The sequence below is a fragment of the Pseudomonas sp. Os17 genome (assembly GCF_001547895.1).
Classification (GTDB): Bacteria; Pseudomonadota; Gammaproteobacteria; order Pseudomonadales; family Pseudomonadaceae; genus Aquipseudomonas.
Genome location: NZ_AP014627.1, coordinates 2775201 through 2796467 on the forward strand (window position 1 = coordinate 2775201; position 21267 = coordinate 2796467).

18 protein-coding genes are annotated in these 21267 nt (G+C 64.9%); 10 read left to right on the forward strand and 8 right to left on the reverse strand.

Annotation, left to right across the window (positions count from 1 at the left end; all coding sequences use genetic code 11):
- Window positions 1–4 precede the first annotated feature (4 nt).
- A complete protein-coding gene (gene dapF, locus POS17_RS12580) occupies window positions 5–799 on the reverse strand; it encodes a diaminopimelate epimerase (RefSeq protein WP_060841924.1) in 795 nt (264 codons plus the stop codon).
- Between the two features lie 238 nt (window positions 800–1037).
- Here dapF and POS17_RS12585 point away from each other — a divergent pair, with 238 nt between their 5' ends.
- Window positions 1038–2693, forward strand: coding sequence for an MFS transporter (locus POS17_RS12585; protein ID WP_060838852.1), 1656 nt, complete (start codon window positions 1038–1040; stop codon window positions 2691–2693).
- The gene (locus tag POS17_RS12590; RefSeq protein WP_060838853.1) at window positions 2690–3820 is read left to right on the forward strand and encodes an HlyD family secretion protein; all 1131 of its coding nucleotides are present in this window, start codon (window positions 2690–2692) and stop codon (window positions 3818–3820) included. The genes POS17_RS12585 and POS17_RS12590 overlap by 4 nt, the downstream gene beginning before the upstream one ends.
- A gap of 186 nt (window positions 3821–4006) precedes the next feature.
- Here POS17_RS12590 and copD read toward each other — a convergent pair whose 3' ends face one another.
- From copD to POS17_RS12605, 3 genes are read right to left on the reverse strand one after another with little or no spacing between them, the layout of a single operon-like run.
- Complete coding sequence (gene copD / locus POS17_RS12595) at window positions 4007–4882, reverse strand: copper homeostasis membrane protein CopD (protein ID WP_060838854.1); 876 nt, start codon at window positions 4880–4882, stop codon at window positions 4007–4009.
- A 3-nt stretch (window positions 4883–4885) separates the two neighbouring features.
- A complete protein-coding gene (gene copC, locus POS17_RS12600) occupies window positions 4886–5254 on the reverse strand; it encodes a copper homeostasis periplasmic binding protein CopC (protein WP_060838855.1) in 369 nt (122 codons plus the stop codon).
- A gap of 32 nt (window positions 5255–5286) precedes the next feature.
- On the reverse strand, window positions 5287–5721 hold the full coding sequence (locus tag POS17_RS12605; protein WP_060838856.1) for a GNAT family N-acetyltransferase: 435 nt from the start codon (window positions 5719–5721) through the stop codon (window positions 5287–5289).
- A 264-nt stretch (window positions 5722–5985) separates the two neighbouring features.
- Here POS17_RS12605 and POS17_RS12610 point away from each other — a divergent pair, with 264 nt between their 5' ends.
- Window positions 5986–6606 carry a TetR/AcrR family transcriptional regulator gene (locus POS17_RS12610; protein ID WP_060838857.1) on the forward strand — a complete coding sequence of 207 codons (621 nt, stop codon included), beginning with the start codon at window positions 5986–5988 and terminating at the stop codon, window positions 6604–6606.
- A 66-nt stretch (window positions 6607–6672) separates the two neighbouring features.
- Here POS17_RS12610 and preA read toward each other — a convergent pair whose 3' ends face one another.
- The 3 genes from preA to hydA all read right to left on the reverse strand — a co-directional run bounded on the left by preA (window position 6673) and on the right by hydA (window position 11347).
- The gene (preA, locus tag POS17_RS12615) at window positions 6673–7962 is read right to left on the reverse strand and encodes an NAD-dependent dihydropyrimidine dehydrogenase subunit PreA (protein WP_060838858.1); all 1290 of its coding nucleotides are present in this window, start codon (window positions 7960–7962) and stop codon (window positions 6673–6675) included.
- Window positions 7963–9330 carry an NAD(P)-dependent oxidoreductase gene (locus POS17_RS12620; protein WP_060841925.1) on the reverse strand — a complete coding sequence of 456 codons (1368 nt, stop codon included), beginning with the start codon at window positions 9328–9330 and terminating at the stop codon, window positions 7963–7965.
- Between the two features lie 577 nt (window positions 9331–9907).
- Complete coding sequence (hydA, locus tag POS17_RS12625) at window positions 9908–11347, reverse strand: dihydropyrimidinase (protein WP_060838859.1); 1440 nt, start codon at window positions 11345–11347, stop codon at window positions 9908–9910.
- A 621-nt stretch (window positions 11348–11968) separates the two neighbouring features.
- Here hydA and POS17_RS12630 point away from each other — a divergent pair.
- The 7 genes from POS17_RS12630 to msrA all read left to right on the forward strand — a co-directional run bounded on the left by POS17_RS12630 (window position 11969) and on the right by msrA (window position 20407).
- A complete protein-coding gene (locus POS17_RS12630; RefSeq protein WP_060838860.1) occupies window positions 11969–13459 on the forward strand; it encodes an NCS1 family nucleobase:cation symporter-1 in 1491 nt (496 codons plus the stop codon).
- Between the two features lie 174 nt (window positions 13460–13633).
- Window positions 13634–14911 (forward strand): Zn-dependent hydrolase, encoded by a 1278-nt coding sequence (locus POS17_RS12635; RefSeq protein WP_060838861.1) that lies wholly within the window; start codon window positions 13634–13636, stop codon window positions 14909–14911.
- 121 nt (window positions 14912–15032) lie between these two features.
- Window positions 15033–15584: a hypothetical protein gene (locus tag POS17_RS12640; protein ID WP_231979030.1), complete on the forward strand. Its 552-nt coding sequence runs from the start codon at window positions 15033–15035 to the stop codon at window positions 15582–15584.
- Window positions 15585–15693: 109 nt separating this feature from the next.
- On the forward strand, window positions 15694–16662 hold the full coding sequence (locus POS17_RS12645) for an aliphatic sulfonate ABC transporter substrate-binding protein (RefSeq protein ID WP_060838862.1): 969 nt from the start codon (window positions 15694–15696) through the stop codon (window positions 16660–16662).
- Between the two features lie 150 nt (window positions 16663–16812).
- Entirely contained in the window at window positions 16813–18894 is a 2082-nt protein-coding gene (locus POS17_RS12650; RefSeq protein ID WP_060838863.1) for an ATP-binding cassette domain-containing protein, read from the forward strand.
- The gene (locus POS17_RS12655; RefSeq protein ID WP_041117702.1) at window positions 18891–19946 is read left to right on the forward strand and encodes an ABC transporter substrate-binding protein; all 1056 of its coding nucleotides are present in this window, start codon (window positions 18891–18893) and stop codon (window positions 19944–19946) included. Before POS17_RS12650 ends, POS17_RS12655 begins: the two co-directional genes overlap by 4 nt.
- A complete protein-coding gene (gene msrA / locus POS17_RS12660) occupies window positions 19943–20407 on the forward strand; it encodes a peptide-methionine (S)-S-oxide reductase MsrA (RefSeq protein WP_430523210.1) in 465 nt (154 codons plus the stop codon). Before POS17_RS12655 ends, msrA begins: the two co-directional genes overlap by 4 nt.
- Window positions 20408–20584: 177 nt before the next feature.
- On the opposite strand, the gene POS17_RS12665 is transcribed toward msrA, so the two are convergent.
- Window positions 20585–20857: a hypothetical protein gene (locus tag POS17_RS12665; RefSeq protein ID WP_060838864.1), complete on the reverse strand. Its 273-nt coding sequence runs from the start codon at window positions 20855–20857 to the stop codon at window positions 20585–20587.
- Window positions 20858–21267: the final 410 nt, after the last annotated feature.

Sequence of the window (21267 nt, forward strand, 5' to 3'; positions counted from 1 at the left end):
CCCTTCACAGTGACCCGCTGAACACCCGGGTCACACTGCCGGCCAGGCGCACCTTGCCCTGGCCGTCCCAGCTCACCGTCACCGGCCCACCGTCGCACAGTACCCGCACCGGGCTGTCCAGCAAGCCACGGCGGATGCCATTGACCGCCGCGGCGCAGGAACAGGAGCCGGAGCCCAGGGGAATGGCACCGTTGCGCTCCCAGATGCGCAAGCGGATGGTGTGCCGGTCCAGCACCTGGATCACATGCACATTGGTCTTGTCTGGGAACAGCGGGTCGTTCTCGATCCTTGGACCCAGCGTGGCAAGGTCCAGCGGTTGCAGATCCTCGACGAAAAAACTGCAATGGGGATTGCCCATGCTGCACGCCGCCGGCGTTCCCGGCAGCGGCAGGTGCAGGCTGTCCAGCTTCCGAGCCAGGGGGATGGCCTGCCAGTCGAATGAGGGCAGGCCCATCTCCACGGACACCGACTGATCCTCAAGGCGCAGGCAGTGCTGCAGACCGCGGGCGGTTTTCACCAGCACCGAGGTGGCCCCGCTTTCGTTCAGCAGCAGGTCGGCGGCGCCGCGAGTCGCGCTGCCGCAGGTAGCCAGGCTGGAACCATCGGCATTGAAGAAGGTCAGTTGCGCCGCGCTCTCCTGGCAATCGCCCAGCACCACCAACTGATTGAAACCGATGCCGCGCCGACGATCCCCCAGGGCCCGGGCCCGTTCGGCGCTGATCGGGTTGTCGCGGCCACGGGCATCGATCAGCACGAAGTCGTCGCCATTGGCGTGCATCTTGAGAAAGTTCAGCGGCATGTTTAGAAGGTTCAGCGGCATGCGAGCTCCGGTGGGCGAGGGCAGGCGACGCCCGCTTCGCCGGGCGCCAGCGAGGGCAGGATTGCGAAAAAATGCCACCGGCGCCAGCGCCATAAAATAAAATTCATCCGGTGGGCAGCGCTGCTGCCTGGATCGCGGGATTTTCCGGCACACTGCCGGACCACCGGGAACATCGCCCGGCGCTGCAACAGCGCTCGGCACAGCACAAGGTCACGGCATGGATCACTACGCCCCGCGCAACTGGCAGCCCCACGAAAAGCCCAGCCTGCCCGGATCGCCCTCGACACCGCTGCATCCCCGCCACAAGCGCCTGGCCTACGCCCTGGTGGGTTTGCTGGTGGCGATTACCGGCGGCCTGGGCAACTCGCTGGTGATCGCCAACCTGCCGTACCTGCAAGGGGCGCTGGGGGCGACCACCGCGGAAATGGCCTGGCTGCCGGCCGCCTACGTGATGACCAACGTGTCGATGAACCTGCTGCTGGTGAAGTTTCGCCAGCAGTTCGGCCTGCGTGCCTTCACCGAAGTGTTCCTGGTGCTCTACGCCCTGGTGACCTTCGGCCACCTGTTCGTCAACGACCTGAGTTCGGCCATCGCCGTGCGCGCGGCCCACGGCATGGTCGGCGCCGCGCTCAGTTCCCTGGGCCTGTACTACATGGTCCAGGCCTTTCCGGCGAAATGGCGGCTCAAGGCCCTGGTGCTGGGGCTCGGCACTTCGCAGCTGGCCTTGCCCCTGGCCCGGCTGTTTTCCGAGGACCTGCTGCAGATCGCCGAATGGCGCGGCCTGTACCTGTTCGAACTGGGCCTGGCGCTGACCTCCCTGGGCTGCGTGTTTCTGCTCAAGCTGCCGCCGGGGGACCGTTTTCGCACCTTCGAGAAACTCGACTTCCTGACCTTCGCTTTGCTGGCCACAGGCGTTGCCCTGCTGTGCGCGGTGCTATCGCTGGGGCGCATCGACTGGTGGCTGGAAGCGCCGTGGATCGGCTACGCCAGCGCCGGCTCCATCGTGCTGATCCTGGCCGGGCTGTGCATCGAACATAACCGCAGCAACCCGATGCTGATGACCCGCTGGCTGGGCAGCGGGGCGATGATCCGCCTGGGGCTGGCGGTGATCCTGATTCGCATGGTGTTGTCCGAGCAGTCCACCGGCGCCGTGGGTTTTCTCCAGGCGCTGAACATGAGCAGCGAGCAGATGCGCCTGCTCTACGGGGTGATGCTGCTGGGCAGCGTCGCCGGGCTGGCCACCAGCGCCCTGACCATCAACCCGGCGCACCTGCTGATGCCGCTGGTGATTTCCCTGGCGCTGATGGCCGTGGGCTCGGTGATGGACAGCTTCTCCAGCAACCTCACGCGCCCGGCCAACATGTACCTGAGCCAGTTCCTGCTGGCCTTCGGCGGCACCTTCTTTCTCGGCCCGACCATGGTCCTGGGCACCCGCAACGTGCTGACCAATCCGCGCAACCTGGTGAGTTTCTCAGTGCTGTTCGGCATCTGCCAGAACCTCGGCGGGCTGATCGGCTCGGCCTTGCTCGGGACCTTCCAGATCGTGCGCGAGAAGTACCATTCCAGCCATATCGTCGAGCAGTTGACCCTGCTCGATCCCCAGGTCCTGGCCCGGGTGCAGAGCGGCGGCGTGGCCTACGGCAAGGTCATCGCCGACCCGGACCTGCGCACCCTGCAAGGCATTCGCAGCCTGGCCAGCGCCGCTACCCGCGAGGCCAACGTGCTGGCCTATAACGATGTATTCATGCTGATCGCGGTGATTGCCGTGCTGACCATGCTCTGGATCTTCATCCGCAGCCTGTGGCTGATGAGCACGACCCGAGCGGTCGCGCCCACGGCTCCCGTTCAACAAAGTGGTGCCCCAAGTTCATGAGCGAAACCGTCAACCCCACCACCAACGCCATCGCCTCGACTCCGGAGTCCGGCGGCCCGCCGAGCATGCCCGCCACCGAGCCGCGCCCGCTGGCGGTGCGCGTCCTCTCGTCCCTGGGCTTTGCCGCCATTGCCATCGTCGGCGTGCTGATCGTGCTCTACGCCTGGCAGCTGCCGCCGTTCTCCAGCGCTATCGAAAGCACCGAGAACGCCCTGGTGCGGGGGCAGGTGACCATCATCGGCCCGCAGCTCAGCGGTTATGTGTTCGAAGTGCCGGTGCAGGACTTCCAGCAGGTCAAGGCCGGCGACCTGCTGGTGCGTCTCGACGACCGCATCTACCGCCAGCGCCTGGACCAGTCCCTGGCGCAACTGGCGGTGCAGAAGGCCGCCCTGGCCAACGCCCTGCAGCAGCGCAACAGCGCCGAAGCCACGATCAAGCTGCGCCAGGCCGCCCTGGTCGACAGCCAGGCCCAGGCGCGCAAGAGCACAGCCGACCTGCAACGCAACCAGGCGCTGATCGCCGACGGTTCGGTGTCCCAGCGTGAGCTGGACGTGACCCGCGCGGCCAATGCCCAGACCCAGGCCGCGGTGGCTCAGGCCCAGGCGCAACTGGACATCGCCCGCCAGGACCTGCAGAGCGTGATCGTCAACCGCGGCTCCCTGGAAGCGGCGGTGGCCAGCGCCGAGGCCGCGGTGGAACTGGCGCGCATCGACCTGTCCAACACCCGCATCCTCGCCCCGCGGGATGGCCAGCTGGGGCAGATCGGCGTGCGCCTGGGGGCCTACGTCAACTCCGGCGCGCAACTGATGGCCCTGGTGCCGAACCAGTTGTGGGTGATTGCCAACATGAAGGAAACCCAGATGGACAACGTCCGGGTCGGGCAGCCGGTGAGCTTCACCGTGGACGCCCTGAACCACCGCAGATTCACCGGCAAGGTGCAGCGGATTTCCCCGGCCACCGGTTCCGAATTCGCCTTGTTGCAGGCCGACAACGCCACCGGCAACTTCGTCAAGATTGCCCAGCGCGTCCCGGTGCGCATCAGCGTCGACCCGGATCAGCCGGAGTTGGAGCGGTTGCGGCCGGGGTTATCGGTGGTGGTCAGCATCGACACCTCCGTCACGCCTTGACCCCTCTTGCCGCGGATCCTCTGTAGCCGCTGCCGCAGGCTGCGACCGGCTGCGCAGCAGACGCCAAGGATGGCGCTCCACCGCAATGCTCCAGACCAGGAGGGGGAGGCCTTGAGATCGCTGAAGGTCCTGCGGACCTTTTCGCAGCCTGCGGCAGCGGCTACAGGGGGCGCGTTGCGCGGGAGGCTATGCCGCCTGCATCGGCGGCAAGGTGCCCAGCAACGACACAGCGGCCACCGCCGCCACGCCCAGCAACCACTCCACCAGCACGCTGCTGCGCAAGGTCCCCAGGCGCTGGTCGCAACCTTGAGTCCTCAAGCGGTTGAACAGCGCCAGCCCGAGCATGCCCGCCACCAGCAGCACCTTGATCAGCAGGATCAGGGCAAAGCCGCTGAACAATGGCGTCGGCCACCATTGCCCGGTGAGCACTCGCACGTTGATCAGGCCGGTTAGCAGCAAGCCGCTGACCAGGCCATAACCCACGCCGCTGAAGCGCCTCAACAAGGGCTCGACAGACAGCCCCGCGGGTTGCCGCAACACCAGCAACAACACCAGCAAGCCCCCCAACCAGATGGCGACACAGCTTAAATGCACGATCTGATTGAGGATCAGCATCTGCCCCTGCAGCCCATCGAGCATGGCGCCGTGACCCACCGGAGCCAGGGTGGCCAGGAGCAGGGCACCGAGCCCCAGTTGCAGCGGCAGGCGCCGACCCAGCGGCGTCAGTAGCAGCCCCAGCAACAGCAGATTGAGCAGCAGGTGCCAGGTCCAGACCTGACCGAAGAAGGTCTTGCCCAGCACCAATTGCACGGTCGCCGGGTCCAGCGCCGCTGACCAGGAGCCGGCCATGCTGGCGGTGATCAGCAACAGCCAGCACAGGCCGCTGCAAAGGCCGATCAGCGTCAGCCAGCGGCTGAGCCGATCGAGCTGTCGATGCACGGCGCCATGGCCGTTCTGTGCTGAATCACGGCCCAGCAACAGCGGGCGAAACACCCAGGCACCCACCAGGATCAGCACCACCGCAAAGTGCACGAAGCGGCACAGCACCAGCCATGACGCCACGGCTTACGGGCTCACCTTGAAGCTGTAGCTGCCTTCGCTCTTGTGGGTGTCCACCGACACCACGTGCCATTGCACCTGGTACTTGCCGGCACGCAGCGGCGTGGCGGCCGGGGTGACGATCAGGGTCTTCTTGTCCGCGCCTTCGGTGGCCAGGCTTTTCACTTCGAGGGGCGCACCGTCCTTGCTGATCGTCACTTGAGTGAAGGCCGCTTCCACGCCTTCGCTGAACATCAGGCGCAGTTCGTTGGGCGCAACCACGCTGCTGTCGGCCGCCGGGTTCGAGCTTTTCAGATGGGCGTGGGCGAATACCGAGGAGGCGCCCAGCAGCGAGGCGAGCAGGGCGGTGGTGGTGAACAGGTTTTTCAGTGACATGAGAGGGTTACCTTTATGTAGAGGGCAGGGGCTCAACGATCGCGCAACTGCATGTGGATGATCGGAAACGGCCGGCCTTCGCCATCGGTTTCCGAGCGGCCGCAGTCGACGAAGCCGTAGTGACGATAGAAACCGTGGGCCTGTGGGTTCTGTTCATTGACGTCGACCTTGAGGCCGGGACGGCGAACGTGATCCAGAAGCGTTCGACCGATGCCCTGGCCCCGTTGGGCCGGTTCGATGAACAGCATCTGTACGGTGTTGTCGCTGGTGGCGATAAAGCCTGCGGGGCTGGCGTCGGGGTTTTCGAAGACCCAGGTCTCAAGGGCCGGCAGGTAGCTGTCGCGTACCAGCGGGTACAGGCGCTGGATGTCGTCTTCAGCAATGAAGTCATGGGTGGCGCGTACCGAACGCTCCCAGAGCGCGGTCAGCAGGGCGTCGTCCGCAGCGACGCGAGGGCGAATCGTCATGAGTGTGTTCCATCAGTAACAGGACAGATGGCCGGCGGTGGGGCAGGGCCGGCATTCGGGCAGAGACCTGTATGCCCGTGTCGCGAGTTAACGCCTGGACGGAGCACCGCAGTGGCTGCTGCAAATGAGCGGGAGGCCGATCCTACTCAATCCGGCCGGGCGGCGAAAGACCCATCGGCGGCGCGCAATGTCGCGGCCCTGACAGCCCCCGCAAGACTCGGGCGAATGCTAGTCTTGCCGCAGACTGTTTTCGTAGGAGCCCTCATGGGCAATCACAAGATCGAGATTCGTCGCAGCAACGTGGAAAAGATCCTCCTGGCGGCCGAGAAAATCTTCGCTGAAAAAGGCTATGCCGGGACCGCCATGGCCGACATCGCCGAAGAAGTGCAACTGCCGCGTTCCAACCTGCATTACTACTTCAGCACCAAGAACGAGCTGTACAGCGCCGTGCTCATGGACCTGCTGGACGTGTGGAAACAGGACGCCCTGTGCTTCGAGATGTTCGACGACCCGCGGGTGGTGCTCAGCAGCTACATCCGCGCCAAGATGCAGCACTCGCGCAGCCGGCCCTATGGCTCCAAGGTCTGGGCCAACGAAATCATCCATGGCGCGCCGACCCTGGGCGCGGCGCTGGATGCCAGCCTGTACGACTGGGCGAAGATGAAGGAAGCCAAGATCCGCCAATGGGTCGAAGACGGGCGGATCCTACCGGTGGAACCTTCCAGCCTGCTGTACATGATCTGGGCCTCGACCCAGCATTACGCCGACTTCGACCACCAGGTGATGATCCTCAACGACCACCAGCCGCTGTCGGACCTGCAATTCGAACGCGCGGTGCAGACTGTCACCAGCGTCATCCTGCGCGGCATTGGCCTCGAACCATAGAAGCAGCTGCAAGCTGCAAGCAGAGGCAAGCTTCAAGCCAGGAGCTTGAAGCTTGCGACTTGCGGCTTAAAACTTGCCGCTTGCAGCTGCTTCTCCATAGGGGTTGCGCGGGTCGTGCTGCCAGTCGAGGAAGGGTTTGCCGGTGTCCTGGGGCACCATTTCGATGCAGTCCTGCACCGGGCAGGTGATCTGGCACAGGTTGCAGCCCACGCATTCGTCGTCGATCACTTGATAGGTGTGGGTGCCGTCGGCCTGGCGGATGCTGGCAATTGCCTGATGTGAGGTGTCTTCGCAGGCGATATGACAACGGCCGCAACCGATGCACGCTTCCTGGTCAATTTTTGCGATCACCTGATAGTTGATGTCCAGGTACTTCCAGTCGGTGGTGTTGCCCACCGCGCGCCCGGAGAAGTCCTGCAGGCTGTGGTAGCCCTGGCTGTCCATCCACCGCGACAGGCCGTCCTTCATCTCGTCGACGATGCGAAAGCCATGCAGCATCGCCGCCGTGCACACTTGCACCGCACCGCAGCCCAAGGCCACGAACTCCGCCGCATCGCGCCAGCTGCCGATGCCGCCAATGCCGCAGATCGGCAGGCCGCGGGTCTGCGGGTCACGGGCAATCTCGGCCACCATGTTCAGGGCAATCGGCTTGACCGCCGAGCCGCAGTAGCCGCCGTGGGTGCTCTGGCTGCCCACCATTGGGTGGGCCACCATGCGCTCCAGGTCGACGCTGGTGATGGAGTTGATGGTGTTGATCAGCGACACCGCATCCGCTCCGCCGCGATGGGCGGCGCGGGCGGCCATGCGGATGTCGGTGATGTTGGGCGTCAGCTTGACGATCACCGGCAGCGAGCAGTAGGTCTTGCACCAGCGGGTCACCTGCTCGACGTACTCCGGCACCTGGCCCACCGCCGCGCCCATGCCGCGTTCCGGCATGCCGTGGGGGCAGCCGAAGTTCAGCTCGATGCCGTCAGCGCCGGTGGCTTCCACCAGGGGCAGGATGGCTTTCCAGGATTCCTCGACGCAGGGCACCATCAGCGACACGATCAGCGCCCGGTCTGGCCAGTCCTTCTTCACCTGGGTGATTTCCTTGAGGTTGATCTCCAGGGAGCGGTCGGTGATCAGCTCGATGTTGTTGATGCCCATGACCTCGCGGTTCGGTCCGAAATGCGCGGAATAACGCGACGACACGTTGACCGCCGCCGGGTCCTCGCCCAGGGTTTTCCAGACCACGCCGCCCCAGCCGGCCTCGAAGGCACGGACCACGTTGTAGGCCTTGTCGGTGGGCGGTGCAGAGGCCAGCCAGAACGGGTTGGGCGCCTTGATACCGGCAAAGACAATCGATAGATCGGCCATTTACGCAGCCTCCACATTGAGCATGAGTTGGGCATGCATGGCTTCTGCGGCCAGCTTGCCGTGTTGTACCGCCTGCACCGTCAGGTCCTGGCCGAGGCTGACGCAATCGCCGCCGGCGTAGACCCCGGGAATGCTGGTGCGCAGTTGTTCGTCCACCTGGATACGTTCCCCGCAACGCTGCAGTTCCCGCGCCAGAGGATCGGCCAGGGCGCAGTCGTCGAACGACTGGCCGATGGCCTTGAAGATCGCGTCGGCCGCCAGCTCGAAGGTTTCCCCGGTGTGTTGCAAACGTCCCTCCAGCATTCGGGTGCGAGCGAAGCGCATGCCGCGCACCCGGCCCTGATCATCCAGCAGCACCTGTTGCGGTGCGGCCCAGGTCAGCAGGCGCACCTGATTGGCCTTGGCGATCTCCTGTTCGTGCCCGGTGGCGCCCATGTCCTCGACGCCCCGGCGGTACACCAGGTTGACGTCCCGGGCGCCGAGGCGGGCCATCTGCACCGCCATGTCGATGGCGGTGTTGCCGGCGCCGAGGACGATGCAGCGGTCGGCCAGGGGCAGTTGGCTGAGGTCGTCGGCCTGGCGCAGCTCGCGGATGTAGTCGGTGGCGGCCAGCAGCCCGGGGGCGTCTTCATGCTCCAGCCCCAGCTGCTTGCTGGTGGCCAGCCCGAGGCCGAGAAACACCGCATCGAACTCCTGATGCAGTTGGGTCAGGCTCAGGTTGTCGCCGAGTTTGTGCCCGTGGCGGATCTCGATGCCGCCAATGCCCAGCAGGAACTCCAGCTCCTGCTGAGCGAAGTCATCCACCAGCTTGTACTTGGCGATCCCGTATTCGTTGAGGCCACCGGCTTTTTCCCGGGCTTCGAACACCACCACCTCATGACCGTGCAGGGCGCAGCGGTGGGCGCAGGACAAGCCCGCCGGGCCGGCGCCGACCACGGCGATGCGCTTGCCGGTGGGCGCGGCGCGCTGGAACGGGTGCTCGGTGAAGTGCGCGTTGTCCAGGGCATAGCGCTGCAGCAGGCCGATCAGCACCGGCGCGCATTCCTGGGCGTTGTTGCGCACGCAGGCCTGCTGGCAGAGGATCTCGGTGGGGCAGACCCGGGCGCAACTGCCGCCGAGGATATTGGCCGAGAGAATCTTCTGCGCTGCGCCCTGGACGTTGTCGGTGTGGATATTGCGGATGAACGAAGGAATGTCGATCTCGCTGGGGCAGGCGTTGACGCAGGGCGCGTCGTAGCAATACAGGCAGCGCGAGGCTTCCAGATGGGCTTGGCGGGCGTTGAGCGGTGGCGCCAGATCGCTGAAATGACCGGCGAGGGTGGCGCCGTCCAGGGTCGGGTGGGGCAAGTGGTTCAAGGTCTTGATCACGGTTTTGGCCTCACGGTTTTTCATCTGCCTCTGACGGGCATGGGTGTTCACGAAACTGCTAGCTGTCCTGCTGTCCTGCCGTCTTGTAGCCGCTGCCGAGCCTGCGAGGCTGCGAAAAGGCCCGCAGGGCCTTGCCTGGCGATCTCCCGCCAACCCTCTATTGGCCTCAAGAGCGCCGCGAGCGTGCCGCTCGTTCGCAGCCTGCGGCAGCGGCTACACGAAGCCCTGATCGCCGCAATCCCTGTAGCCGCTGCCGAGCCTGCGAGGCTGCGAAAAGGCCCGCAGGGCCTTGCTTGACGGTCTCCCGCCAATCCTCTGCTGGCCTCGCGAGCGCCGCGAGCGTGCCGCTCGTTCGCAGCCTGCGGCAGCGGCTACACGAAGCCCTGATCCCCGCAATCCCTGTAGCCGCTGCCGAGCCTGCGAGGCTGCGAAAAGGCCCGCAGGGCCTTGCTTGACGGTCTCCTGCCAACCCTCTGCTGGCCTCAAGAGCGCCGCGAGCGTGCCGCTCGTTCGCAGCCTGCGGCAGCGGCTACACAGAGCGTGACAGAGCGTGGATTGGCATTGGGGCATTCCGGGGTCAGCGTTTGACGGCGGTCGGTTTGTGCCGCTCGGCACGCTTGCTCAAGAGGTCGAACACCGCCGGGTAGGCCGGGCGTTCGATGTAGCGCCCGGCGCCGCGTTCGGCTCGCAGGTCGCCGTCGGCCCACACCAGCTTGCCCTGGCTGATGGTGTGGCTGGGCACGCCGCGCACGGTCTTGCCTTCGAAGATGTTGAAGTCCACCTGCTGGTGGTGGGTCTTGGCGGAGATGGTGCGGCTGCCGTTGGGGTCCCAGAGCACCAGGTCGGCATCGGCACCGACGCGGATCGCGCCCTTGCGCGGGTAGAGGTTGAAGATCTTCGCGGTGTGGGTGGAGGTCAGGGCCACAAACTCCTGCATCGACAGGCGCCCGGTATTCACCCCCTCATCCCAGAGCACGGCCATGCGGTCCTCGATGCCGGCGGTGCCGTTGGGGATCTTGCTGAAGTCGTCGCGGCCGGCGGCTTTCTGCTCGGCGCAGAAACAGCAGTGGTCGGTGGCGGTGGTGTGCAGGTTGCCCGATTGCAGGCCGTGCCACAGCGCTTCCTGGTGGCCACGAGGGCGGAAGGGGGGGCTCATCACGTAACCGGCGGCGGTCTGCCAGTCCGGGTCGCGGTACACGCTGTCGTCCAGCAGCAGGTGGCCGGCCAGCACTTCACCGTAGACCGGTTGGCCCTTGCTGCGGGCGTAGGTGATTTCGTCCAGCGCCTCTTTGGTCGAGATGTGCACCAGGTACAGCGGCGTGCCCAGGGTCTCGGCAATACGGATCGCCCGGCTGGCGGCTTCGCCTTCCACCTGCGAGGGCCGTGACAGCGGGTGGGCTTCCGGCCCGGTGATGCCCTGGGCCAGCAGCTTGCGTTGCAGGTGGTACACCAGCTCGCCGTTTTCCGCGTGCACCGTGGGCACCGCCCCCAGCTCCAGGCAGCGCTCGAAGCTGGCCACCAGGGTGTCGTCGGCGGCCATGATGGCGTTCTTGTAGGCCATGAAGTGCTTGAAGCTGTTGATGCCGTGATGCTGCACCAGTTCGGCCATTTCCTCGCGCACCTGTTCGCTCCACCAGGTGATGGCCACGTGGAAGCCGTAGTCGCTGGCGGATTTCTTGGCCCAGCCGCGCCATTGGTGGAAGGCCTCCAGCAGCGACTGCTGGGGGTTGGGAATCACGAAGTCGATGATCGAGGTGGTGCCGCCTGCAAGACCCGCCGCGGTGCCGCTGAAGAAGTCTTCGCTGGCCACGGTGCCCATGAAGGGCAGTTGCATGTGGGTATGGGGGTCGATGCCGCCGGGCATCAGGTATTGGCCGCTGCCGTCGAGTACTTCACAGCCGGCGGGAATATCCAGATTTTGACCGATGGCGCGAATCACGCCGTCTGCGCAGAACACATCGGCCTTGTAACTTTCATCATGGGTAATAACGGTGGCGCCACGGATCAACAGAGACATTCCGAGTTCCTCGCAGGCATGACCGGCTGGTGCCGGTTCTAACTTTTTTATTGAACGCGCTGATAAATTAACAATCCTGTCAGCGGTGTCAGGATTAGAAGCTAGTCGCAGTTCAAAGAAACAGCAAGATTATTTTTTATAAGCTTATATTAGTTATAACTCATTGAAAATAAACGAATAAAAATCAAAATCCGCAAAATGGTGCGCGCCATCACCATTTTGACGCACTTGACAGGATCGAAAAATAGTCGAGATTTCCTATGTCAAATCAGCCGTTTGAGGAGGCGCTGCGAAGAGCAGAAGACAACTAAGAAAATAAACGTGCACCGCTTTGGGACCTGATCGAACGGACAACTTGCCAAACACCCGGCCTGAGTGAACCGGCAACTAACCGAAGGCTTCAAAGTTGACTGAATAAAACTGAATCACATCAGTTGTTTACATGGATTCCGCACACTGTGCAGTCGCGTACCCGGCAGTAGTTGGCATCGTTATTGAGTGCCGCCGCAGATCGCTGGCCAGGAGGGCGGAAGTCGTAAGTTCTCCGGCCATCGTCCGGCGCACTGTTCCTGGGTGCGCTGGCCTGATGAGCAAAATAATCAAAAGAACAGTGGAGCGGCCATGCAACAGATCAGATCCCAGGTGACCGAGCGCGCCGGCTTGTACGAGCTGGACGCCGGCAGCGACGTACTCGACAGCCCCCGTTACAACCACGACATCGCACCGACCAAGGTCCAGGAGCGCACCTGGAACAAATGGCACATCACCGCGCTGTGGATCGGCATGTCGATCTGCGTGCCCACCTACACCCTGGGCGGGGTGCTCACCGCCTACTTCGGCCTCAGCGTCGGCGAGGCGCTGCTGGCGATCCTCCTGGCCAATATCGTGGTGCTGATTCCCCTGACCCTCAACGCCTTTGCCGGCACCAAGTACGGCATCCCGTTTCCGGTGCTGCTGCGCTCGTCGTTCGGCATCATCGGCTCCAACGTGCCGTGCCTGATCCGTGCCCTGGTGGCTTGCGGCTGGTTCGGCATCCAGACGATGTTCGGCGGGTTGGCGATCCACCTGTTCCTGGGCTCGATCTTCGAGGGCTGGAAGGCCCTGGGTGGCACCGGCGAGGTGATCGGCTTCATGATCTTCTGGACCCTCAACCTGTGGGTGGTGCTGCGCGGCGCCGAGTCGATCAAGTGGCTGGAAACATTGTCTGCGCCACTGCTGGTGGCAGTGGGCATCGGCCTGCTGGTGTGGGCCTTGCCCAGCGTGTCGCTGACTGAGTTGCTGGCAATCGCGCCCAAGCGTCCCGAGGGCGCCAGCGTCACGGGTTACTTCATGGCCGGGCTCACGGCGATGGTCGGCTTCTGGGCCACCCTGTCGCTGAACATTCCCGACTTCAGCCGCTACGCGAAGAGCCAGAAGGACCAGATCCTCGGGCAGATCTTCGGCCTGCCGCTGACCATGTTCCTGTTCGCCGCCCTGGGGGTGGTGATGACCGCCGCCTCGGTGAAGTTGGTGGGCGTCACCGTCTCCGATCCGGTGAGCCTGATCGGCCACATCCAGAGCCCGGGCTGGGTGGCCCTGGCCATGGCGCTGATCATCATCGCCACCTTGTCCACCAACACCGCGGCCAACATCGTCTCGCCCACCAACGACTTCCAGAACCTGGCGCCCAAGCTGATCGGTCGCACCACCGCGGTGATCCTCACCGGCCTGGTGGGGCTGGCGCTGATGGGCCACGAACTGCTGAAAAAGCTCGGCCTGCTGATTTCCGACGTCAGCCTGGAGACCGTGTATTCCAACTGGCTGCTGGGCTACTCCAGCCTGCTGGGGCCGATCGCCGGGATCATGGTGGTGGACTATTTCATCATCAAGAAACAGCGCCTGGACCTGGCCGGCCTGTACCGCGACGACGTCTACCCGGCGTGGAACTGGCACGGTTTCATCGCCTTTGGCGTGCCGGTGGCCCTGACCCTGATGTCCCTGGGCAGCAGCGCCTTCAACTGGTTCTACAGCTACGGCTGGTTCACCGGCTCGGCCCTGGGCGGCTTGATCTACTACGGCCTGTGCAGCCTGCGCAGCCCGCAGGTGGCGACCGTCAAGACCCCGACCCTGTAGGAGCGAGCTTGCTCGCGATGAACGTACAAACAACCCTGTCTCTCTGGGGATTGCGTAACGTCTGCTGGCTAATCGCGAGCAAGCTCGCTCCTGCAGGTGAGCACCGAAAACCGCGAGACTCAAGACGAGCCCGATCTCGTCAACCACAACCAGATAAAGCCTGAGGGGATCACCATGAACGCTGCTGTCGAGGTTCTGCAATCCAGTCACCTGCACATCAACCGCGACCGCCTGTGGCAGTCGCTCATGCAACTGGCCCAGCTCGGTGCCACGGTCAAGGGCGGGGTCTGCCGTCTGGCCCTGACCGACCTCGATCGCCAGGCCCGCGACCTGTTCGTGAAGTGGTGCGAGGAGGCCGGTTGCACGGTCACGGTGGACGGCATCGGCAACATCTTCGCCCGCCGCCCCGGGCGCAATCCGCAGTTGCCACCGGTGATGACCGGCAGCCATATCGACACCCAGCCCACCGGCGGCAAGTTCGACGGCTGCTTTGGCGTGCTGGCCGGGGTGGAAGTGCTGCGCACCCTCAATGACCTCAAGCTGGAGACCGAGGCGCCCCTGGAAGTGGTGGTGTGGACCAACGAAGAAGGCTCGCGCTTCCCGCCGTGCATGATGGGCTCCGGGGTGTTCGCCGAGAAATTCACCCTGCAAGACACCCTGGCCAAGACCGACGCCGAGGGCATCAGCGTCGGCGAGGCGCTGAACGCCATCGGCTACGCCGGCACGCGCCCGGTCAGCGGGCACCCGGTGGGTGCCTATTTCGAGGCGCACATCGAGCAAGGCCCGATCCTGGAAGACGAGCGCAAGACCATCGGTGTGGTGCTGGGCGCCCTCGGCCAGAAGTGGTTCGACCTCAAGCTGCGGGGTGTCGAAGCCCACGCCGGCCCGACCCCCATGCACCTGCGCAAGGACGCCCTGGTGGGCGCTGCCGCGGTGGTGGCCGCGGTCAACCGTGCGGCCCTGGGGCACCAGCCCCACGCCTGCGGCACCGTCGGCTGCCTGCAAGCCTACCCGGGCTCGCGCAACGTGATTCCGGGGGAGGTGCGCATGACCCTGGACTTCCGCCACCTGGAGCCGGAGCGCCTGGATTCGATGATTGCCGAGGTGCGCCAGGTGATCGACAACACCTGCGAAGAGCACGGCCTGAGTTTCGAACTGACCCCCACCGCGGACTTCCCGCCGCTGTACTTCGACCCGGTGTGTGTCGACGCCGTGCGCGGAGCCGCGCAGGGCTTGGGTCTGTCCCACATGGACATCGTCAGCGGCGCCGGACACGACGCGATCTTCGTCGCCGAGCTGGGCCCGGCGGGGATGATCTTCGTGCCCTGCGAAGGCGGCATCAGCCACAACGAAATCGAAAACGCCGACCCCGACGACCTGGCCGCCGGCTGCGCCGTGCTGCTGCGGGCCATGCTCGCCGCCTCCCAATCCATCGCCCAGCGCCAACCTTAGGAGTCGGCCTGCCGGCGAAGGGGCCCGCCAGAGGTGGGCCGCCGACGCCTTCGCCGGCAAGGCGCATCGTCAGGTGCTCGGCTGGCGTACACTGGCGAACTTTTCGCACGGGATGTCGACTATGCACAGGATGGCGCTTTGTCTGGCCCTGGCTCTGAGCCTGGGGGGTTGTATCGATTACAAATGGGGCCACGACTGGAAGGCCGACAGCCTCGGCGGTTGGCAGGACGCCAGCAAGGGAAGCTATGACCAGGGCACCTCGTTCAAGCTGGCCTGCGGCCCCGAGCCGCTGTATGTGAAGCTGACCTCCGCGCCGTCCCACCACCTGATGTCGCTGCTGTTCATCCCCCTGGTCCCGGCGGCCACCGGCGATGACAACCATCTGAGCATCAACGCCCGCCACCCCAGCCTCTCGGCCTGTTCGGCGGCGCAGAACCCCCTGGTGATCAAACTGGACAACCGGGTGATCAGCCATATCGGCTACGCGGCAGGTGACCAGGCGGGCAGTTGCGAGCTGCGGCTGGACGAGCGCGAGTTGCAGGGCGAGCGGGTGTCGATCGAGGTCAATCAGGCCGTGCTGCCTTGCGCCGTGGCACCGCTGACCTTGAAGAAAAACGGCTTCTTCTGCCTGCGCAAAACCGAGTTCGGCGGTTCCAAGCCTTGTGACCGTTAGGGGTGGTCGGTCGCACGAACCTAAGCTAATTCCTAAAAAGTATTTATTTTCGATTTATTAGATCGATTAGCTTTTAGCGACTGTCCTGTCTCCGAGAAGGTTCGCCCCCATGCGCCTGCCCTTTGCTTTGCGTCGTAGCTTGTCGATTACCGCCCTGGCCGGTCTGGCGCTGGGCATGGCCCTCAATGCCCAGGCCGATACCGACCTGCGCATCGGCTACCAGAAATCCTCGACCCTGCTGGCGCTGCTCAAGGCCCAGGGTACCCTGGAAAAACAACTGGCGGGGCAGGGCGTCAACATCACCTGGCACGAGTTCACCAGTGGCCTGCCGCTGGCGGAGTCGCTGAACGTGGGCAACGTCGACATCAGCGCCGATGTCGCCGACACGGTGCCGGTCTTCGCCCAGGCCGCCGGGGCCCAACTGACCTATTTCGCCACGGAAACCCCATCGCCGGCGGCCCAGTCCATCGTCATCCCCAAGGATTCGCCGCTCAAATCCCTGGCCGACCTCAAGGGCAAGCGCATTGCCGTGACCAAGGCCGCCGGCAGCCATTACCTGCTGATCGCCGCCTTGCGCGAAGCGGGCTTGAGCTTCGCCGATATCCAGCCGGTGTACCTGACCCCGGCCGATGGCCGCGCGGCCCTGGAAACCGCTAAGGTCGATGCCTGGGTCACCTGGGAGCCCTTCGTCGCCAGCGCCCAGCGCCAGCAGGGCGCGCGGGTGCTGCACGACGGCCAGGGGCTGGCCAGTTACCGCCGCTATTACCTGGCCTCCAATGACTACGCCAAGGCCCATCCCGAGGTGCTGAACCAGGTGTTCGCCGAGTTGCAGAAGACCGGCGCCTGGGTCAAGGCACACCCGAGCGAGGCGGCCAAACTGCTGGGCCCGCTGTGGGGCAACCTGGACGTGCCGACGGTAGAGCTGGCCAACAGCCGCCGCACCTACCAGGTGGAAGCGGTCAAGCCCGACGCCCTGGGCGAGCAGCAGAAAATCGCCGATGCCTTCTACCAGGAAAAACTCTTGCCCAAGCCGGTGGATGCCCGGGCCGTGCAGTTGTGGAGCCCCAAGAAGTTGTGATCGCTGGTTAGATTGCCTTCGCTGGCAAGCCAGCTCCTACATGCACCACGCGATGCCGTTGTAGGAGCCGGCTTGCCGGCGAACAGGTCCCCCCCTTTTTTCTTGTTCACCGCCGGTTAGGCCATCCCGCGCCCGGCGTCAGGAGTTCCCGTGTCTGCCGTTCACCCCCAAGAGGCTTTCGCCGTCTCAGCCTCAGCCGCCACGCCACCGAGTCCCGCCGACGTGGTGCTGGAGTTGCGCAACCTGACCAAGCACTACACCCGTCGCCGTGGCCAGAGCGCGCCGCCAGCGGTGCAGCAGGTCAGCCTCAAGGTGCGCCGTGGCGAAGTGCTGTGCCTGATGGGCACCTCCGGCAGCGGCAAGTCCACCTTGCTGCGGCATATCAACCGGCTGATCGAGCCCAGCAGTGGCGAGGTGCTGATCGATGGTTCGGCCATCAGCCAACTCTCGGCCCAGGCGCTACGTACCCTGCGTTCCCGGCGCATCGGCATGGTCTTCCAGCACTTCGGCCTGCTGCCCCATCGCAGCGTGCGCGACAACGTCGCCTTGCCTCTGGAACTGCGCGGCGAGCCCGAGGCCCTGCGTCACGCCGCAGCGGATGTGCAACTGCAGGCCATGGGCCTTGACGGCTGGGGCGAGCACTATCCCCATGAGCTGTCCGGAGGCATGCAGCAGCGGGTCGGGCTGGCCCGGGCGCTGGTCAGCGAGCCGGACATCCTGCTGATGGACGAACCCTTCAGCGCCCTGGACCCGACCATTCGCCGGGATCTGCAAAGCCACTTTCTGCGGGTGGTACGCGAGCGCGGCATCACCACCTTGCTGGTGACCCACGACCCGGCCGAAGCCCTGCGCCTGGCGGACCGCATTGCCGTATTGCGCCACGGCCAGCTGATTCAACTGGGCACCCCCGCCGAACTGCTGGAGCAGCCGGCGGATGCCGAAGTGGCGGACTTCTTCCAGGAGCACGGCGCCCGCAGCGCTGCACCTGCGGTGGCGGCGATTGCCCCGCACCCGCGCGCGACGACCCCGGCTCCGGCCCCGGTCAGCCCCGGATTGTCCCTGGCCCAGGCCTTGCTGCTGGGGCCCGCGGCCCTGGCCGCCAGCGGTCGCGGTAGCCTGTACTGGCTGGGCTTTGCCCTGGAGCTGGGCGCCGCCGCAGCCTTGGGGCAGGGGCTGGCCACGGCCGGTTTCGCCTGGGTCGCCTTGGCGCTCATCGGCTTGCTGTCCAGCCGCCTGTTGAGTGTGACCCTGGCCCGCCGTCCCAGCCGCCTGGGCCGCTCCGACTGGCGCCTGCCGTGGCTGGTGTTGCTGCTGTCCCAGGCCCTGGTGCTGTGGCGGGTACTGGCCGCCGATGCCTCTGGCCCCTGGCTGCAGTTTCCCGCCGACCGCCAAGTGCTGCTGGGCACCGCGGCGGCCATCGACCAGTTGATCGGCTGGTCCCAGGTCACCTTTGAAAGCAGCTTTGTCGGCGTGATAGTCGCCGTGCGCACGGTGATCGAAAGCATCGAAAACCTGCTGGGCTGGCTGCCCTGGCCGGTGCCGGCCCTGGCCCTGGTGCTGCTGGCCTGGCGCAGCGCCGGCGCCGCCCTGGCCCTGACCAGCGCCGCGGCCTTGCTCTACATCGGCCTGTTCGGCTTCTGGGAACGGACCATCGCCACCCTGGCCCTGGTGGGTTCCTCGGTGCTGATCTCGCTGTTGATCGGCGTGCCCGCCGGCATCCTCCTGGCCAAGCGCGCCCTGGCCCGGCGCCTGATCACTCCCTTGCTGGACGTGATGCAGACCCTGCCGACCTTCGTGTACCTGATCCCGGCGGTGGCGTTCTTCTCGGTGGGCAAGACCCCGGCGGTGATCGCCACGGTGATCTTCGCCCTGGCGCCGATGATCCGCCTTACCGCCCTGGGGATTCAGGAAGTGCCCAAGACCGCCGTCGAAGCCGCCCTGGCCCACGGCGCCACGCCGTGGCAGATCCTGACCAAGGTCGAGCTGCCCCTGGCCGCGGGTTCCTTGCTGCTGGGGATCAACCAGACCCTGGTGATGAGCCTGTCGATGGTGGTGGTGGCGGCGCTGATCGGCGCCGGTGGCCTGGGCTACGACGTGATGACCGCGCTGCGCAACATCAAGGGCGGTGAGGGCATGTTGGCCGGTGCCGCGATCGTGTTCTGCGCGCTGATTCCCGATCGAATCATTCAAGCGACCCTGCGCCAGCGGGATCGCACATTGCATCAATCATGAGGTGTCCCTTGAACAAGTCGTTTACCCGTACCCTTGGCGCCGCTGCGCTGTTGTTGGGTCTGTCCCTGCCGGTGCTGGCCAAGGACAAGATCGTCATTGGCGAACAGAACTGGACCGGCGCCATCGCCATCCAGAACATCCTCGGCGAAGTGATCAAGAGCCGCCTCGACGGCGACGTTTCCTACCTCGCCGGTGACGTACCGGTGCTGTTTGCTGCTGCCGCCAAGGGCGACGGCTCGGTGGACGTGCTGACCGACATCTGGCTGCCCAACCAGTCCGCCGCCTGGGCCAAGTACGTCACCGGCGGCACCCGCTCCCTGGTGCCCAACAAGCAGCCGTACCTGGGGGTGCAAGGCTTCTACATTCCAGGTTACCTGCAAGATAAATACGGCGTGAAGTCGGTCTACGACCTGCAAAAGCCCGAAGTGGCGAAACTCTTCGAACCCCTGGGCGGCGGCAAGGCCCAACTGCTGGTGGGCCCGGCGGGCTGGGAGTCCACCTACATCGGCCAGATCAAGGCCAAGGATTTTGGCTTTGCCGATAAATTCGAATCGGTGTCCACCGAAGCCTCGGTGACCTACGCCAAGCTCGCCGCGGCCTACAAGGCCCAGCGCGGCGTGGTGTTCTACGCCTACACCCCGGACTGGATCTTCTCCGCCTTCGACCTGCGCCGCCTGGATGAACCGGCGTTCGACGGCTACGCCCAGGACAACAAGAAGGGCGACCCGCTGTACAAGGCCGACGGCTGCTGGAAATTCATCAGCCCCACGGTGGACGCCGACTGGCTGAGCAAGAGCAAGATCACCTGCGCCTACCCGGATGCCCGGGTGTATGTCCTGGCGTCCAGCGCTTTGCAAAAACGCGCACCACGGATCGCCGCGTTCCTGGAGAACTTCAGCATCGAACCCCAGGCCTTGAACGACCTGATCCTCAAGATCGAAAAGGAACAGCAACCGGCGGCGCAGGCGGCCAAGGAATGGGTCGCCGCGCACCCGCAGATCGTTGATGGCTGGCTGGGCGCCAGCGGCGAAAAAGTGGGAGTGGCGCAATGAGTGGGGCGCCGGTGAACAGCCTCGAACAGGCGACCTTTGGTGCCGGCTGCTTCTGGGGTGCGGAAGCCGCGTTCCGGGCGCTGCCTGGAGTAGTGGACAGCCGCGTCGGCTACGCCTTGGAAGCGGCGGATGAAGCCTTGCAAATTGAAGTGGTGCAGGTGGATTTCGATCCGCAGGTGCTGGCGTATTCGACCCTGATCGAACACTTCTGGGGCCTGCACGATCCCACCTCGGTGGATCGCCAGGGCGAACATGGCGGGGTGAAATATCGCTCGGCGATCTTCCACACCACTGCCGAACAGGCCGAACAGGCGAGGGCGGCCAAGACCGCCCTGCAAGACTCCGGACGCCTCAACAAACCCGTGGCCACGGTGATCGTGCCCCTGGGCCGCTTCGAACTGGCGGATGAAGCGCACCAGCGTTACCTAGAGAAGAATGGCCTGAGCAGTTGCCACATCTAAAAGCCGCAAGCCGCAAGCTTGGAGTCTTAGTTGCTACCTGCTCTTCGTGGCGAGGGAGCTTGCTCCCGCTGGGCTGCGCAGCGGCCCCAAACCCTGATGACGCGGTGCATCAGGATGTATGGGGTTGCGGCCCAATCGGGAGCAAGCTCCCTCGCCACAGGTCCGCGAATAGGGTTGCTACGCGACCCGCCACTGAATCACTTCCAACACCGCGCAGCCTTCTCGTGTCAGCAGGTGCACGCCACGGGTGATGCGGGTCAGGTCGCAATCGCTGATGTCTTTCAGCCCCAGGGTGGAGAGGCTGTCCATCAGGTCGCGGACCACGGTGAAACGGTGAGTGGCGCTGCTGGCCAGGTCGCTCAAGGGGGCTTGGGTGTCGAGGTAGAACACCGGGTGTTCGCTGTCGTGGGTGTCGATGGGGGTGAAGCGAGGGAGGTGATGGTCAGTCATAGCTGCGGCTCCTTTTTCAGAGCAGTCACCTTTTTCGCCGATTGGGAGGAGTAGGGCGGTAGTACGCGGAAAGACTGGCCGGAGACAGGACAGCAGTGCACCAGAAGGTGTCCCGCGCATCACCGTCATGTCCCTCGATCACTGGCGCAAAAAGCGACTGCAATGATGGTTTGATAGTCGATGCGTTCCTATATTCGACCGGCCAAGGTCGCTCGCGGATTGGGTTGCGAGTGGGGACTATAGGAGCGACGTCATAGCGCTGCAACAGGGTGGTTGGGGAGATGTTTGAGCGCTTGTTTCGTGGTGTTGGTGGCTGGTTTTGCTGGGGGGCATATCCGTTGCTGCGGGTGTAGCGGCTGGCGGTTTTGTCTTTGTGGCGAGGTTGACGGGGTACATATTCGTTGCTGCGG